The following is an 18262-nucleotide window of genomic DNA, read 5'->3' as shown; positions in this document are numbered from 1 at the left end:
CTCATATATGTTTTTTTGATATAATAATTACTATGATTACGTACGTAAGGAGGTTAAAAATGGATAATAATTTCTTTTATAAATTTCCAGCACTTAAAGGAATTCAGGCATCTAGAGAGTTTTTCGTAATTATGTGTCCTTTATCTGTATTATCAAAGTTATTTATTTTTAATGATGATGAGCTACCTCCAGAATATCGTGCACAAAGATTATTAAATAAATCTAGAATACCCGAAATAACATCCTATATGGTGGATAATCCTAATGACTATGTATTTTCATCTGTTACAGCATCAATTGATGGTGAATTTTCATTTGAACCCTTTGAAAAAGCTTCAAATGAAAACATGGGAACTTTGCAAGTGTCTATGGATAGCAGACTATTAATAAATGATGGTCAACATAGAAGAGCAGCTATTGAGGAAGCTTTAAAAGTTTCACCCGAATTAGGTAAAGAAACTATCTCAGTAGTTTTATTTATAGATGAAGGACTTAATAGAAGCCAACAAATATTTGCTGATTTAAACAAACATGCTGTTAATGTTTCAAAGTCAATAGGTATTTTATACGATTCTAGAGATCCTATTGCCCTAACTACTAAAGCCCTTATTGAAAAAAATAAGTTTCTTAAATACTTCACAGATAGAGAACAACCCTCTTTGTCTAAGTATTCAAATAAACTATTTACATTAAGTAGTATAAATGAAACAAATAAAAAGTTACTTTGTAAACTTGACCCTAAGGATGAATCTACTCAAAAATTTGTATATGAATTTTGGAATTGCTTATGTACAAATATGAAAGAATGGCAGTTTGTTTTTAATAAAGAAATTAGCCCTAGTATCTTTAGAAAATCTTATATTAGTTCTAATGCTGTAATACTTGAATCTTTAGGTATTATAGGAAATTGTCTTTTTAGAAAAAACAAATCTAATTGGAAAGAATATATGATTAAACTAAATGAAATTAATTGGAATAGATCTAATCTAGAAGATTGGGGTAATCGTGCTATTGGAAATAACGGACGTATAGTAAAAAACTCTAATTATATAAAGCTTACAACAAACTTTATAAAACTACAGCTTGGAATTAAGCTTAATCATGATGAATTAGAGTTAGAAAATTCATATAGAAAGCTGAAGGAAAATAAAAATGAGTAGTTTAAATATAAATGACAAAATTAATAATATACTAGATGAAATGACTCGTGTATATAAAAATGATTCAAGACCTTGGGTTATAGGATATAGTGGTGGAAAAGATAGTACTACTGTTGTTTTATTAGCATTTAAAATGCTTCAAAACTTACCAAAGGAAGAAAGACATAAACCAGTTTATGTCATTTCATCAGATACCTTAATTGAAAACCCTATAGTATTATCTTATTTACAACAAAACTCAAAATACATAAATGAAGGTGCTAAAAATCTAGGATTACCTTTATATACTGATATGATACACCCAGATTATAATAATACATTTTGGGCTAATGTAATTGGTAAGGGTCTTCCAACCCCTACTTCTATTAGATTTAGATGGTGTACTGAAAGATTAAAAATTAAGCCTTCTAATAAGTTTATCGAAGATAAAGTTAAAGAAAATGGCGAAGTTGTAGTATTACTTGGTGTTAGAAAATCTGAAAGTATAGCAAGAGGAATTAGGATAAAAAATAGAGAAATTGAAGGTTATTTACTAACTCCTCATGTAACTCTACAAAATACTTATGTTTATAATCCTATTGTTGAACTTTCAACGGATGATGTTTGGGCTATTCTACTTTCAAATAATGGTGAAACTCCATGGGGAACTAATAATAATGATTTATTTGCCCTTTATATGGGTGGTGAAGGCGGAGAATGTCCTTTTACTGTAACAAACGATTCAGAGACACCTTCTTGTGGTAACTCTAGATTTGGTTGTTGGATCTGTACCGTTGTTAAAGAAGATAAATCATTAACTGGGTTTATAGAAAGCGGAGAAACTGAACTTCAACCACTACTTGATTTTAGAAGTTGGCTATTAAGCATACGTGATAAACATGAATATAGACAACAATATAGAAGAGATGGAAATCATTATTATAAAAAACTTTACTTAGAGAAAATGCCTTTACTAAATGATTATATTATTGATAAAAACCATCTATTCTTTGATAAAGAAAATAATGAAGGATATATAGATTTAGTTAGATCTAAGGAAACTGATGAGCTTTTAAATAAAAAGTCAACAGATAAAGACAAAATATTCCTAGAACTAATTCCAACAGTTGAATCTGGTGAAGATATTAAATTAGACCTTAGTAAAATTCACTCTGATTCAAAAGGTGAATTCATAAATGTTGTTGGTTATGGACCATTTAATTTTAAGGCTAGAAAACTTATTCTTGAAAAATTACTTGAAACTCAAAATAAAATTCAGGAATCCTATGACCTTGATTTAATAACAATTCAAGAGTTAGAAGCCATAGATAAAATCTGGGATGACGAGGAAGATTTAACTCGTAGAAGCTTAGTTGAAATTTATTATAACAAAACTGGTAATAGACTTCCTTGGGATGATTATAAAAAACCTATTTTTGATAATTCTACATTAGAAACAATATCTAATTTATGTGTAGAAACAGATATTCCAGAAGATTTAATCAATAAATTACTTATAGAAAGCAATAAATATAAACATTTTACAAATAAAACTATACTAGATAAATCTATAAGCAAATTATTAAATCAAAAACATTTACACAAAAGTTTAGTTGAGGAGATAGACAATGATAATTAATAATATAACACTTAAAAACTTTAGATCATATGAAGATGAAACTACCTTCTCATTTACTCCAAATGGCAATAAAAATATAGTTTTAATCGGTGGTGAAAATGGAGCTGGTAAATCTACTCTATTTGAAGCAATTAAGCTTTGTATATACGGTCCAACGACTTATGGATATCTTGGTAATAACTATAATTATCAAACTAAAATAAAAAATAATATTAATGATAATGCTTTTAAAAATGAAGATATAGAATCATTTATAGGTTTAAGCCTTTCATTTAAAGAAGGAACAGAATTAAAAGATTATTATCTTAAACGTATATGGAAATATAAAAAGCATAAATTAAATGAAGAATTTAAAGTATTTTTAAATGATAAAGAACTTTCTGAAGATGATAAACTTTATTTTGATAAGTATTTAAAATCAGTATTACCTCCTTCACTATTCGACTTTTTCTTTTTCGATGGTGAAGAATTAAGCGATTTCTTTGTTGGTAAATCATCAAGTTCAAACTTAAAAGAAGCTGTACTTGAACTTTTCAACTATGATACATTTGATGTATTAAAAAAACAATTACTTTCTTATCAAAGAACACATTCTAAAGAAAATAAAAATTTAGATGAAGCTCAAGCTAGATATGATGAACTTTCATCTGAAATACATGAAATTAAAAATAATATATCAGAACTTAAAAATATAATTTTTAATAATGAATCTATCCTTGATGATCTTTATATAAAGAAACAAAATGCCGAAGATGATTTTAGAAATAGTGGTGGTATTTTTGAAGAAGAAAGATTGTTGTTAAATTCACAGATTAATAAGATTGAATCTGAACGTACAGAAATAAATCAAGAAATTAAAGATTTTTGTAATGATACTCTTCCATTTTTAATAGTATCTAAGCTATTAAAAAATACTAAAAAACAAATTGATGAAGAAGAAGCACTCATTTCATTTAATAGTATAAGTAAAAAGTTATCTGGTAATATTGTAAAATCAACACTAAACAAACATTTACCTAAACATAATAATGTTAATTATGATGAAATAGCCTTAACTCTTTTAAATGAAATGTTTGAAGTAGATAAAATGAATGATATTTCTAATATATTGGAACTTTCAAATGAAGATAAAAATTCAATCAATTTCATAATTAATAACATATTAAGTAAAAGTAATGATTTTAAATTTGATATATTATCAAAATTCACTAGACTTAAAGAAATTTCATTAAGTATTAAGATTTTAAGAGAAAAACTTAATTCAACAGTTTCTGGTGATTTCTTAAATAACTATTTAGAAACAACTGCTATTTTAAACAAACAAATAAGTGAGACTGAAAATATAATTACTTCTTCAAAAGCTAAACTTGAAGAAAAATATAAGCAATTATCTTTAAAAGAGTATCATTTAACAAGAGCTAAAAATGAACTTACATCATTGCTACAAAATAATAATGTTTTAGAAATGTCATCTAGCATAATTAGCTATTTAGATAAACTTCTAAAAAATATTACTAGAGATAAAATTGATGCTATAGAAAATGAGTTTATTAATATATTTAGCAGCATTATAAGGAAAGACAACTATGTAAATAGCATTGTAATTGATGATTCATTTAATTCTACTCTTTACATAAATAAAGAGTACGATACAAATGAAATATTAAATATATTAACTAATCTTGGTTTTGAAGGAACTGAAAAGAAATATGGTTCTAAGTTCATAGATGATTTATTTAATTATTTTGATGTAGCAAACTATAAAAGTTTAACTAAAAAACTTGAACAAATAGCTTTAGTTCAATATATTTCTTTAAGCTCAAAGGTTAATATAAATGATTTTTCAAAAGGGGAAAAACAAATTTATATACTTTGCTTAATTTGGGCTATTATAAAGAGTTCTGGTGTTGAAATACCATTTATAATTGATACACCATATGCACGTATAGATGAAACTCATAGAAATGCTCTAACAACAACATATTTACCTAATATAAGTAAGCAGGTTATTATACTTTCAACTAATAAAGAAATTGATAGTGACTTATATCAAGTTGTTAAACCTTATGTATGTAATGAATATCTACTTCTTTACAATACAAAGTTAAGAAAAACAGAAGTTAAAAATGGATATTTTGAGGTGTAATTATGGGATTTAGATTAAAAACGTCAAAAAAAACAAAAGAAATATTTGAAGAATTAGGTGGAAGTTCAAATCTTAAGCCCTTTGCATTAAGTAAAATAGCCGTTTCTATGTCCCTAAATCATGAAACACCTATTGAAGAATATGAAAGCAAGGATATAAATGGACTTGAACTACAAAGAGCTACTGTTACTGGTGAATTTGATGCTATATTCAAAGCTCTTATTGAAATGAACTTAGGAAGACATATTTCAGATGATGACTACTATCCTACTTATATGAAGCTTCATATGGATAGAGGTGCTGAACTTCTTTATAATAAATATAAATACTCAGGGGGTAACTTAGAAAAATTTATAACTAAGATACTTGATGAAGGAGATGCTAGTATATGATATATCTAGATAATAGTGCTACTACTCCAATTGACCCAGAAGTTTTAGAAGCAATGTTACCGTATTTAAAAGAAGAATACGGTAACCCTTCTAGTAGACACTACACATTAGCTGTTAATGCAGAAAAAGCTGTAGAAAAGGCTAGAGAGCAAGTAGCTAATTTACTTAATGCAAACCCAAAAGAAATTATTTTCACAAGTGGTGCTTCTGAAAGTAATAATATGATTATAAAAGGTGTTTCTGACTATCTTAAATTTTATGAAAATAAAGGAAATCATATTATAACATCTACTGTAGAACATAAATCAGTTTTACAAACATGTAAGTTTTTAAATGGTGATGTATTTTGGAATAATCCAGATAAAACAATTGCAAGCCAATTTTTAAAAAAGAAGAAAAACACTAAAAAAATTAATAGAGGATTTGAAGTAAGTTTCTTGCCTGTTAATGAATATGGTCAAGTTACTGATGAAAACTTTAAAAATTCTATAAAAGAAAATACTATTTTAGCTTCTTTTATATGGGGTAACAATGAAATTGGATCTTTAAATAATATAGATTCACTTTCTAAGATTGCTAAAGAAAATAATATACTTATCCATTCTGATGCAACACAAGTATTAGGGAAAGTTCCTATAGATGTAAAGAAAACTCCTATAGACTTCCTATCATTCTCTGCCCATAAGATTTATGGACCAAAAGGGGTTGGTGCTGCTTTTATAAGACAAGAAAGTTTTAATAATTACAAAATGACTTCTCTTATACATGGTGGTCAACAAGAATTTGGATATAGAGCTGGAACACATGCAGTTCATAATATAGTAGGCTTCGGAAAAGCTTGTGAAATTGCAAAAAGAGACATGGATAATTATATAGAAAAAATACTTAAGCTTGAAGAAGAAACTAAAAATATTTTAAAAGAAAAGTATCCTGAAATAGAGTTTTTAGGAGATCCAGAAAATAAAATACCAGGTGTAATAGGTATGATTATACCAAATGTAATAAATGAAATGCTAATAAAGAATTTAGCTGACAAAGTAGCTATTTCAGCAGGTTCAGCTTGTGGAATTGGTGAACCATCATACGTTATACAAGAGATTGGAAAAGCTAATTGTACTAATCACTTTATTAGAATTAGTTTAAATAAATCATTATCAATAACTGATATTTTAAATTTATAAAAATAAACTTCTTCTTTTATTTAAGAAGAAGTTTATTTTTATTTGTTATTTTCTAAATGTTAATTAACTCAAAAAAAATATTTAATTAGAATTTTTTAGATTTTTTTATTATCTATACTAGATAATAATTTCCCTATTTTCTCTTCTAACTTCTGTTTCTCACTAGATATAATTCTAAAATCAGCATAATTACACAAACCTAATTTTTCCAATATCTTCGAAATTTCCATTTCAAAATTTTCGCATTTTATAAAATTCTCTAATTCAGTAATATTATATTTTATTTTTTCTTTTAAAATTTCTAATGAATAAACATATTCTTCTTTTTCTTGTCCTAAAATGCTATTTATTATATAATTAATTCTAAAAAGAAATGAATTTTCAATTCTATAAACTGAATTATCTTTTATAAATATTAAATCTAATTTATTTTTATCCTTAATATTTTTGTCAATTTTTAATATTTGTAATTCTAATGGTTGATACACAAAATTACAAACTTCATTAATATATTCAGTTAATATATTTTCAATAATAGATTTTATTTTATTTATGTTATCTTTTATCTTAGGTAACTCACTATAAAACATTACTTGACAATGTACTATTCTAGTTCTATATTTATATAATTCACACCAATTACTCATTATAGTTTTTAATTCTGTATTGTATACTAACATATTATTTAGTAATAGTTCTATTTTAGAAAAATTATTATCTTTTATTGCTTTTCCTAATTCTTTTTTTAAATTATCTATACCTTTGCTTGTATTATTAGGTGATTCAATTACTTTTATCAATTCAATAAAATCATAGTCATAAACTGTATTAAATATTTTACCTCCATGTCCAATTCTTACTGAATCAAACATAGTATCTTTATTATTATTATTATTTATTCCTTCAATATACTGAAATATACTTATATATTTTCTTAATAAATTTTCACAAATACTTAATTTGTCTGATAGAATTAATGAATTAGATCTACTCAAACTATCAAAACATATTATAACTTCAAAGTTTTTAAGTTTATATATTAAAGTTTCATTTAAATTTAAATTATTATCATTGGATAATTTAAATTTTATGTCTAATAAATAAATATTATTAATTGAATTTTCAGATATTTTTCTTATTTTGAGACTTAAATCTTTTTCTTCAGTCTCATATTCATATAAATCATCTTTTCTTTTAATGTTATCTTTTATATATATATATCCAAGCTCTGCTAGTATTTTTATTATTAAAATCTCTAAATTTACTTCTTCTTGATTTTTTAATATTAAAGTTAGCCTTTCTTTTTTATCATTTTGTTCATTTTCCACCTCATCAGTACATAATAGTTCTTTAAGTGTTTTATTATTTATTTTAATCATTTTTTCTAATATGGAACTAATTTCAGCGCAGTGTTTATCTTTTATTAAATTGCAATTTAAAAATCTATTATGACTTAATATATTTCTATATTCTTTGATTTTACTTCGACTTGTTTCTAAATCGCTCTTTAACTCTGAAAATATATTTTTTCTAAAAATCTCTCTCATTTTAGAAAGATCTTCATCTTTATTCTTTAAATATTCATTATAATATATTTCATATTCTTTTCCACCTAAAGGGTTTTCTATAATAAATTCTACAATTTTAGTTAGTTCTATTTTTTGAAGATTATATTTAATATTTTGTGGTAATTCAATTAAATTTTCCTTAGTCTTAAAGCTATCTATTATATTATATACTTGCTCTTCATATTCTTTTAATAAAGATAAAACAAAATAAGCTTTTAAATTTTCTTCAAATTTTAATAAATTTTCTAATTCTTTTTTTATAAATTCATGAGATAATAAGTCTAAGACAACTAAATTATCTTTATATAATCTATCTGAACTCATAACTTCAATAACTGTATTCTTTTCAGTCTCATCTATATTTAACATATTTATAAAATATTCATTTTTTATAGGATTATCAGATTCATTTATATTTATTTTATAACATTCTAAGTATTTATTTTCCCCTATATTTTTAACTAGACAATTTTCACTCTCTAAAATGATATTTCCTTCAATATTGTTTCCAAATGAAGATGTTATTCTTGAAATTATAGTATTTATATCGTCTTTACTATTAATTTCACTATTTTTAATTAAAAAATTAAAACTCATTATTTACCCCCAATATTCACCTAAAATTTCTTCTATAGCGTTTTTTCTATCACTTTGATTTTTACATTTTTTTTGTAAAAATCTATCTGATATATCTTTTATAGAAATTTTAATATTATCTACTTTCTGTATTATTTCACCTATTTTTGTTTCATCTATTTTTTTATTTTCACTAAAATATCTATTTAATTCATTAGAACATTTTAACCCTAATTCTATGTAAAAAACTTCATATTTTATAATACTTTCATTTTTCAATTCATCAACTATTAGTTCTTTAATTTTACTATTAATTAATAGTAAATCTTCCATATAAGTATTGTCTATTTCTGAAAGCAAAATTTTTTCTTTATTGAAATTATTACTTAAAACCTTTAAAAGTTTTTCATTGAATCTATATAAATATTTATAAGGAATTGTCTCATTTTTACCTGCCTGATTTTCATCCATATCAATGTAATCTAAAATATCTTCATCAAAATTTAAAAAACTCAATGTTATATAATTCTCTATATTCTTTTTAAATCTTAATTTAGTACCCGTAGTTACTTTTTTAGGCGTATCATTTATATCAATAAAAATCTTTCTTTGTTGAAAATCATTTATATTATCTATTAATAATACACTTTGATATCTATTATCAAACTTTTCAGTTAGTCCAACTATTGATTTAAATCTATGTTGTCCATCTATAACAATAAATTTATCATTTTCTCCTAATAACTTTACGCTTATTGTCTTTAAATTTTCATTATAATTTATTAGATTTTTAGTGTTTGTAGCTGCTACAATAGTTGGATAAAATGAATTTTTGTCTTTTATATATTCTGACATTTTTTTTGCTCGTTCTTCTTCTACTTCTCTATTTATAGATATATTACCAATTTTAAACAATTTGTCTAAATCAGAATAAGAAACCTTTAATATATATATATTGCTATTTTCAGTGTTATTATCTAATTTTATTTCATCAATTTTAATCGCGTCAAACTCTCTCATAGTTCCTCCTAAAATTTAAACCTCCATAAATATTATGTAAAGTTGTTTTGTATAGGCTATTTTAAAATAGCCTATATATTTCTAATTTTTATAATTCCCAAAAAGCTAGGTCTTTCATAAATGATGGTCTTTCACTATCACCTATTTTAACTAAACTATGATGTTTAGCTAATCCTTTAATAGTTGTTACCAACTTATCTTCTTCCTGTTTACTTTGAGCATTAAATAATTTTTTTACATCTCTATTATTTAAATCATCAACTCTATGAACAACCCAGTTTAATATATAGTTAGCATAATCATTTTTATCTGTTGAGAAATGAGTTAATAATTGTGTTGAAAGTATTGTTCCTACACCAAATTCTCTACCTTCTTTTAGTATTTTCTTTAAAGCTGTAAAATCTTTACTTAAGAAGTTATCTGCTTCATCTACTAATATTATTTTATTTAACTGTCTTAAGTGACCTTCTATCTTACTATGTCCCCCAGCCTGCATTTGAGCATAGAATAAGTCTAATGTAATTGCTACAACTAGATTTTGTATTCCTTCATCATATCCTGATAAATCTATTACTGTAACTCCATCTATAAGTTCAAATAAGCTTTTAGTCTCAAATGGATCTGGTTCAAATATTTCAAAATCTATAAGATTGCTTAATGCAGAATATAAACTATCATCCTTTTTCAAGTCCTCTCTTGATTCATAAACATCATAAACATCTTTTAATGTTGGTGCTGGTTTATCCCAAGTTTCTTGATTATTCTTTATAATTCCCCTTTTTTCATAAGCTTCCATTATAAGCTCTCTTAATAGTGTTTCTTGCTTATTACCAAGTCTAAATCCTTTGGCAATAGTTTCTTTTAAACTATTAGCAGTGTGAAGAGGAAGCATTGGTTTTGAATTTGGACCTTTTACAACTGATAATGGATTAAACGGTAAATGATATAACTCGAAAACTTTGGCACCTGTAGTCTCTATGAAATCTTCTTTTGACTTGTTGTAATCTCCTTTATAGTCAAAAATAAGAATTCCAATCTCTTTTCCATCAACATTATTCTTTGATTCTCTATGAATTTGAGTAATTACTGACTTAGTAAATTGAGTTTTACCAGTTCCCATAGTTCCTATTATTCCCGTATTAGTATGAAGAACTTTATTTGTATCATTTGGATAAAGAATGATTTTTTTATTGTTTTTCTCATTAGTTCCAAATATTATTTCCATATTTCTGCTTTCTTCAACTTTACTATTTAAATTACCTGGTATTTCTTTATAATCATCTAAAATATTTTCTCTTATTTCAAGTAATTCTCCAGTTGTGTTCTCTTTATAAAAATCATTTCTAATTACCACATCTTCATCAGTATTCTCAATAGTTTCTTTGATCTCTACACTTTGCTCAGGTATATATTCAATATTTTCTACTTCTGAAAAATCAACTTTAGAAATTAAATCTTCAATTTCACTAACTGTTTTAGTTATAAATTGAATTCCATCTTCTTCTGCCATTTCTATAACCATAACATCTTCAGTTATTTCAGAAATATTTTTAGTTACTCCTCTTTTAAAGGATACCACAGCAGCTTGTCCCAAAACTTTATCCATTGAATCTACTATTTGATAATCTTCATTTAATAGCTTTCTTCTTAATTCAGAATCTATTACTTTTTCCCAGTTCTGATTATTAGAAACCCCATATAGATTTAATTTTTCTGCACTTGATACTACTAATTGCATCAAGAAGTTTCTATATACCTTCTTTGTATTTGAAAGTATTTCACCATCTTTAGGTAATAATGTTTCCTTTAAAAGTCCTTTTGTTTTTTTAGCTTGTGTTATACCCTTTACTATGTATCCATCATCATTTATACCAATTTTAACTTCTATAGGATAATAATGAACAAATACTTTTTCATCTTTTTCTTCTATTCCAACCATTAATATATCATCACTTGTAGCACCCTTATTATCAAACCCTAAGTTTTTAACTGAGAAAAATCCTTCTGATTGTTTTAGTCCTACCCCTCCAGAAACTCTTAAAATCTCTTCTAACGATATTGGTACCCATATTATCTTTTCATTTTTAAACTTAGCTAATGCTAACTTAATAGCTGAAAGTATACTTATTTTTTCCTTAGGAAAATGTGATTTACTTGATAATAATCTTAATAACCAATCTCCATTTATAGCATTAAACATATTTATTATCATTGGAGAGTACTCTTCGGAATTTTCTATTTCATTCTTGTTTAAGAATTCTTCAATTACTCTTTGATACGGAGTTGATTTTCTAGTTACAGTTATTGCATCATATCCTCCTGCTGTTGTATATTGATCACTGTAATGTATTATTAACAAATCTTTTGCATCAGGATCATTTTTAAAAAAGTTTAAATCAACCTTTGGATTTATAAATGTTACCCAATGACTTGCATTATATATATCATCTAATGAACTTTTACTTTTATTAGGAACTGAAATTGCTTTACATTGATCACTATTAAAAGGCTCTCCATTAGAAGCTGTATTTAGAGCATTAAGTTTCATAGCAACATTCATTAAATCAGTATCAGTATTTGCGTATTTAGTACCAAATCCAGTTCTATATGCATCACCTAAAAATACTGATGGAATTCCAGAGATTTCACCATTTAATATTACTCCTGATGGTATATCACTCATTTTTGATGTTATAGTCCTTACATCCTCACTCATCTCTAAGAATGTAATATGAGCATATTCTATTCCATCTTCAACTTTTTTTGTATAGAATTGTACTTTTTCTCTATAAAGATTAAGTACATCCTCCTCTGACATGTTGTCTACTTTTAAATCTATTCCATATAATCCTTTTATACTCGCTATGTTTTCATTAAAAGCAACTTCTTCAAAAGCATTTGTTATATTTTCATCTGAATATATAAATAAATCTATTGGTAATACATTATTTCCTGATTTAAGTCTCTTTGTGTAATACTTAAAAATTCCTTGAAGAATTTCCTTACTATCTCCTGTGTTTATTAAATTTATTCTAATTGCTGCATTTTCAGACATGTTAAATAAATATCTAAAATGGCCTACAAACTCTTCGATTTTTTCTGTAACAAGCTTAGATACAAACTCCCTAGATCCTTTATATCTTGGTAATTTTTCATCAACATAATATTTCCACTCTGGAGAATGTAATTGTTCCATTGGAATATACAGTTCATTTTCTTCTCCAACTATATAAGGTAAAAGATAAGTTGAAGTAAACCTCTTAATGATTTCATCTGATAACTCCTCGCCACCAAGTTCATCATTTATTTTTAATTGATATGCTATGTTTAAAGGATGTAATGGAGTAAATATTAATTCTTTATCTTCTATTTCTCTTTTTATCACTCCTAATTTAAATAAATTCTTTTGTTCTTTATTTAAATACTCACCTTCATTTATTGAATTTAATGCTTCTAAATAAACAATTATGAAATCCTTATATATTGATTTCAAATCATCATTTAAATATGTTAAACTAGGTAATCTTCTAGATTTTTTATAATACTCTAAAATTTTATAGTAAGCTTCTCTAACTTCAGAATATAGTAATATTTCATTTTTCTCTAATCCTTCTGTAGTTTCAATAAAGCAAAAGCCTTCTTTTTCTATAATCTCTTTTTCTAAAGCAAGATTTTTTCTAAATTCATCTCTTGTTAAATATTCTCTTGTTCCAAACTCTAGTTTGTTATCACCTATAGACTTAAAATCAGCCTTTTTTTCTCTTTTAAGTTTCCATACCTTCATACCTGTTGCATACTCTAGCACTTGACTTGTCCCAATTATTCCAAACGGTACAATATCATTTTCAATCTTTGCTGTAAATCTAATAAGTTCCTCATCATTTTCATAGTTAAAATTATCTGCTATTTTAACTTCTACTAACTCATCTGAAAGTATATTTATCTGTTCATTATTAGAAGTTAATTCATATTCTGATTTATTACTTTCAAACTCATTAAATATAATAGTTGAATCATTTGTATTTATAGAAATATAACTTTCATTCTTCTTAACAACCAATGTGTATTTAGATTTTATTGCCTCTAAGTATTTTTTATTAAAATTTAAAACAACTATTTTAAATTCGAATTTCATTTTTTCTGGTTTATAAACTACTTTATAAAAGTTTGATTTGAATTCATCTACCTTTAAGGTTACATTTAATTTCCTACCTGAAGTGGTAGCTTTTAGGTCGCCAATTATTCCTTTTTCATGAATATATTCTTTTTTTAGCTTATCGTCAAATGTAAATTCTAAATTTATTTCTTCTAAGTTATTTTCATTAAAAACTATTATATTTCTAGTTCTTGATTTAGCCTTAGAAGTGCCTTCTTCTTTATCCCATTCAACAGAAGCTCCTATATATTCTAGAGGTTTTATTTGTTTTTTATCTTCAACAGATTTTATTACATACTTATACTCAACATCTTTCCAATTAGCCTCTTTTAACTTATCAATACCTTTATCATCAAAATATTTCTCTAATTGAGTTTCTGGATTACCATAGTTATGAATCTCATCTACTCTACCAAAATATAATGCATTTTCATTTATTTTATTTTCTAATTCTTTTCCTGATAATTCCCCTAATTTGCTATCATAAAACAATCCAAAATTTCTATATTCATTTTTATCTATATAACCTTTATTTATTATTTCTAATATTTCTCTATATTCAAAAATTGAATTACTATCTTGAAATAGTGAACTTTTTTTTCTTTCCAAGTCTTTTTCAACAATAACTTTATCTACTTTACTAAAATTATTGTTTGAAATTTTTTCTTTAATATTATTTTGTATATAATTTACATGAAATGGCATACCTTCTTTTGAAAAAGATTCTGTTCCCCCAACAATACTATCTAAAGTTGTATTGTGTATAAATAGTATTCCCTTATTCTCATATCCTGTTTCATGTCCAACCATATTTCTAAGTCTTGTTAAAAAGTCTGGTTGAACATTATCAATAGTAGCAGCAACTATTAATTCTTTACCATTATGAAAATTTAATTTATATGATTTGTACTTAACATTTCCATTTTCATCTTTGTATTCATAAGTTTCACTTAAAGTATTTTCCTTTAAAACATTATATAGATTTCTTACTTGTTCCTCAGTCTCAAATTGAATATTATATTTTGCTCCTGAATTTAAAGGATTATCTTTAAAAAACTCTAAAATTCTTTCTGATAAATAACTATAAAACTGATCTAACATATTGTGCATCCCCACTATCTGATTTCTTTTCTAGTAAGTTTAATTTTTCATAAAGCTGAATTATTTTTTTACTTGAATCTCTATCAAAAAATATTCCTCTTTTTTCAAATTCCTCAAATAAAATATTTAATTTTAGCTTTTTCTTATCATTAATACAAATTTTGGTCATTAATATTATATCATCTTCTGTCATATTTAAATTGTATCCTAATGCCCCTCTTCTCTTTCCAAAGTTCTTTTCAACAAATTTTACAAACCAATTTTTATAAGCATCATATGCTCTTTTTCTTGTTCCTTTATTAAATTGATATTCTAACGAGTCATAAAGTCTATATACTTCGTTGAATCCATTAACAGAACTTTGTTTTGAGGTTGGTTTAAATTCATTCCAATCGATATCCTTTATCTGACTTTGATATATATTTACAACTTCTCTTAAACTTTCTTCTATTTCATCTTTATCCATTAAATTATAAGCTTCTGCTAACTCCAAATAGCCAAGTTGATTTTCATCTCCATTTGTGTTTAACAGTTCTAATGCTACAGCATGTGAAAATAACGAATTAACTTTACCTTTTAATAACTCCCATCCCAATCTATAAGCAGTTCTATTTTTTGAAGTACTTTCCCAAGATAATGTATAGTAAACTTTTTCTATTTTATCTAATTCAGCATTTTCAAATTTATCTAACTTTATACTCAATTGGGATATATAAAACATATAGTAGTATTCTAATAACCTCTTTAATGAATCCTTATATAACTCTTCATGTTTTATTAAAAATCTAAAATCTTTTATAAACATTTCTTTTACATAAGGAACATAGCAATTATATCCACCCATTGAGTATTTTTTTTCTTTTAAAGTTGGCAATGATTTTAATACTAATTTATATAATATATTGTTTACTTCAGTATCATAATGGCTTAGTGCTTCTTTCTTTATATTTTCATCAAACAGTACTGAATATAAAAAGCTAGCTATCTTTTCATCTGCTTTTGTTGAGTTTATATAATTTAATGTTTTAATGTCAAAGTTAACTAACTTTCCATCTTCTATAAACATTGTTCTTATTATATCCTTAAAAGTCTCTTCACTTAAATTTCCTTCATAGTCACCAACCTGTTCAGCAACCTCTTCTATAAACTCATCATAATTAAATGTACCTTCTATTTGTTTATTTGAAATAAGTCTTGAAAAACTTCCAAGAACCCCTGAAAAATCATCAACTAATGTCTTTTCATTAGCTGCATATGGTAAAAGCTTGTATCTAGATCCTTGTTTATGAGTTAATCCCTTCTCTGTAAACTTAAATCCATCTTTAAACTCTTTTAAATCTATTTTATAATCATTAAATTCACTCATGCTTAAATCTCCACAAATCTATAAATTTCAAATTGGTCATCATATTCTAATCTATATTTCTTATTATTATCTCTATTTTTTTCTGTAAATAAAAGATTTTCATTTTGAGAACCAGCAACCTCTAACTTGTTTATAAACTCAATGAACTTAACAAATTGATTCTTGTCCTTCTTATTTGGTCTATAACCCTTAATAACCTTTTTTAATAATTGATATAATGAATAATCTATATCAATAGTTTCTGAATTTTCTAAACTATCACTCTTAAATTTAATTTCCATAGTATTTAAGAATTTTATTAATTCACTATCTTTATTACTAGGTAAATTGCTTATATCCGCTTTAAATTCAATCTCTTCACTAACCTTGTATTTATTTTGATTTTTTCCAATAAAAATGTTTATACTATCTTTATCAGCTTCTCCATTCCATTTTAAAATTCCATTTTTTATAAAACTATATAAATCTTTAAGTTTACCTTTCTCACCTTTATTCCAATAATAAAGATTTCTTATAAACTCATCATAAATATCATCATTTAATGAAAAGACATCATTTTTACCACATAGTAAATAACTTCTAATAAATAGTTTTAATAAATCAATTCTTATTTTATTTACTACTTGCTTATCATTAAAATCTAACTCTTCAATAGTACCTAAAAAACCTTTTGGATAATCAATATTTTCATCAAATAATTCTATTAGATTTACTGAGTTATTAAATTTAATCACAAAATCATCCAACTCTTCATTTCTTATATTTAATGGATCTAATTTATTTAATCCCTCGAATATTGATGATAGTTCTTTATGGCTAAATAATATATTAGGCATTAAAGAATTTATATATTCTTCAGGTTTTAAGCTTGATATTTTTTGCTTAAATATTGGGGAATTAATATCTATATAGGTTCTAGATATTAATATATCATGTAAGAAATTCAATAAAGCTCTGGTTGATATTATAGCTTTGTTTTTTATTATTACTTGAACAATTAATTCTATAATACTTTCTTGAACCTCTTCACTATTTAAAAGATCATAATTAGCTCTTATTGGACATCTATTAGAAATTGAACAATTTGTACAATTCTCTTTATACGACTTATAAAAATAATTTAATTCTGATTTATTAGTCAGTTTTTCAAGTAACTCTTTTATGTATTCAGATTTAACTTTACCGTCTTTTATTGTATAAAGATGATAATCACAAAAATTCACAAATTGAATATTACTCTCTGAATCAAAATCATTTTCTACTATGGTTTGTTCAAGTATTTTATTTTTATCTACAAATTGTTTTAATTTAGTAAATCTTGAACCATACTTAGAGTCAATAAAGTTATTTAAAGTTCCAAGATTTATAGCTAATATAAACTTTTGATTGCTTGAATTAATTTTTTCATCACTAAACTCATCTAATACATCATTTAAAGTATCCATAGAAGTTTGATTAGGTTCTAAACTTTCTGTAGCATCATTATGTAACTTAAACATCGATATTGTATCTGGATATTTATCTTTGAAATAGGATATTATGTGAGATTTACCATCTCCTACACTACCACAAACTAATATTAGTTGTGCTTTATTACTTTCAGAAGCATTTATTATTAACTCCTCAAGCTTACTTTGAACATTTCTTTCTATATGCATATATTTCTTAAAATCACTAAAGCTATTTAATCCCTCTACAGCTTCTTTAGAAGATTCCTTTAATCTACCTAATTCATCTATTAAACAATTTCTCTTTATCTCTCTTATTTCTCTATTTTTTATGTTATTTTCCTTTTCTTCTTTTAAATCTTTATTAATCGATATTATTTTTTTTAATTCAACTTCAATTTTCCTATCATCATTATCTATAAATTTATTAAAGCCCACTAAAATTCTCCTTTATCTCTAAGATTTTTAATCATTTATTATAAAAAGCTCCGTAATTCTCTCAAAAATTTCTATAAAAACCAATAATATAT

The 18262-nt window shown here is 24.8% G+C and carries 10 protein-coding genes; 5 read left to right on the top strand and 5 right to left on the bottom strand.

The genetic code is table 11. The annotated features are described in order from the left end of the window. Positions 1-59 precede the first annotated feature (59 nt). From dndB to QP548_RS04750, 5 genes are read left to right on the top strand one after another with little or no spacing between them, the layout of a single operon-like run. A complete protein-coding gene (gene dndB, locus QP548_RS04770) occupies positions 60-1160 on the top strand; it encodes a DNA sulfur modification protein DndB (protein ID WP_061428133.1) in 1101 nt (366 codons plus the stop codon). Continuing rightward, entirely contained in the window at positions 1153-2778 is a 1626-nt protein-coding gene (gene dndC / locus QP548_RS04765; protein WP_061428135.1) for a DNA phosphorothioation system sulfurtransferase DndC, read from the top strand. Before dndB ends, dndC begins: the two co-directional genes overlap by 8 nt. Then, on the top strand, positions 2768-4924 hold the full coding sequence (gene dndD, locus QP548_RS04760; protein ID WP_061428137.1) for a DNA sulfur modification protein DndD: 2157 nt from the start codon (positions 2768-2770) through the stop codon (positions 4922-4924). Before dndC ends, dndD begins: the two co-directional genes overlap by 11 nt. 2 nt (positions 4925-4926) lie before the next feature. Next, complete coding sequence (locus QP548_RS04755; RefSeq protein ID WP_061428140.1) at positions 4927-5316, top strand: DndE family protein; 390 nt, start codon at positions 4927-4929, stop codon at positions 5314-5316. Next, positions 5313-6497, top strand: a complete 1185-nt coding sequence (locus QP548_RS04750; RefSeq protein WP_061428142.1) for a cysteine desulfurase family protein — start codon at positions 5313-5315, stop codon at positions 6495-6497. Before QP548_RS04755 ends, QP548_RS04750 begins: the two co-directional genes overlap by 4 nt. A 95-nt stretch (positions 6498-6592) precedes the next feature. Here the strand turns inward: QP548_RS04750 and QP548_RS04745 are convergent, their stop codons facing one another. The 5 genes from QP548_RS04745 to dptF form a co-directional block, all read right to left on the bottom strand. After that, complete coding sequence (locus QP548_RS04745) at positions 6593-8662, bottom strand: hypothetical protein (RefSeq protein ID WP_061428145.1); 2070 nt, start codon at positions 8660-8662, stop codon at positions 6593-6595. A 3-nt stretch (positions 8663-8665) separates the two neighbouring features. Beyond that, positions 8666-9661 carry a DNA sulfur modification protein DndB gene (locus QP548_RS04740; RefSeq protein ID WP_061428147.1) on the bottom strand — a complete coding sequence of 332 codons (996 nt, stop codon included), beginning with the start codon at positions 9659-9661 and terminating at the stop codon, positions 8666-8668. 88 nt (positions 9662-9749) lie between these two features. Next, complete coding sequence (gene dptH, locus QP548_RS04735) at positions 9750-14918, bottom strand: DNA phosphorothioation-dependent restriction protein DptH (protein ID WP_075808069.1); 5169 nt, start codon at positions 14916-14918, stop codon at positions 9750-9752. Further along, positions 14899-16284, bottom strand: coding sequence for a DNA phosphorothioation-dependent restriction protein DptG (dptG, locus tag QP548_RS04730; protein WP_061428150.1), 1386 nt, complete (start codon positions 16282-16284; stop codon positions 14899-14901). Before dptG ends, dptH begins: the two co-directional genes overlap by 20 nt. A gap of 2 nt (positions 16285-16286) precedes the next feature. After that, positions 16287-18170, bottom strand: coding sequence for a DNA phosphorothioation-dependent restriction protein DptF (dptF, locus tag QP548_RS04725; protein ID WP_061428153.1), 1884 nt, complete (start codon positions 18168-18170; stop codon positions 16287-16289). Positions 18171-18262 lie beyond the last annotated feature (92 nt).

The sequence above is a fragment of the Clostridium sp. UMB9555A genome, from assembly GCF_030222355.1.
Classification (GTDB): domain Bacteria; phylum Bacillota; class Clostridia; order Clostridiales; family Clostridiaceae; genus Sarcina; species Sarcina perfringens.
Note: the sequence above shows the minus strand (reverse complement) of the source record. Positions and strands in the feature narration are given on the sequence as shown.

What these genes read in the sequence shown, in the direction of transcription:
- dndB (WP_061428133.1), top strand. Translation starts at nt 60, where the DNA reads ATGGATAATAATTTCTTTTATAAATTTCCAGCACTTAAAGGAATTCAG.
- dndC (WP_061428135.1), top strand. Translation starts at nt 1,153, where the DNA reads ATGAGTAGTTTAAATATAAATGACAAAATTAATAATATACTAGATGAA.
- dndD (WP_061428137.1), top strand. Translation starts at nt 2,768, where the DNA reads ATGATAATTAATAATATAACACTTAAAAACTTTAGATCATATGAAGAT.
- QP548_RS04755 (WP_061428140.1), top strand. Translation starts at nt 4,927, where the DNA reads ATGGGATTTAGATTAAAAACGTCAAAAAAAACAAAAGAAATATTTGAA.
- QP548_RS04750 (WP_061428142.1), top strand. Translation starts at nt 5,313, where the DNA reads ATGATATATCTAGATAATAGTGCTACTACTCCAATTGACCCAGAAGTT.
- QP548_RS04745 (WP_061428145.1), bottom strand. Translation starts at nt 8,662, where the DNA reads ATGAGTTTTAATTTTTTAATTAAAAATAGTGAAATTAATAGTAAAGAC.
- QP548_RS04740 (WP_061428147.1), bottom strand. Translation starts at nt 9,661, where the DNA reads ATGAGAGAGTTTGACGCGATTAAAATTGATGAAATAAAATTAGATAAT.
- dptH (WP_075808069.1), bottom strand. Translation starts at nt 14,918, where the DNA reads ATGTTAGATCAGTTTTATAGTTATTTATCAGAAAGAATTTTAGAGTTT.
- dptG (WP_061428150.1), bottom strand. Translation starts at nt 16,284, where the DNA reads ATGAGTGAATTTAATGATTATAAAATAGATTTAAAAGAGTTTAAAGAT.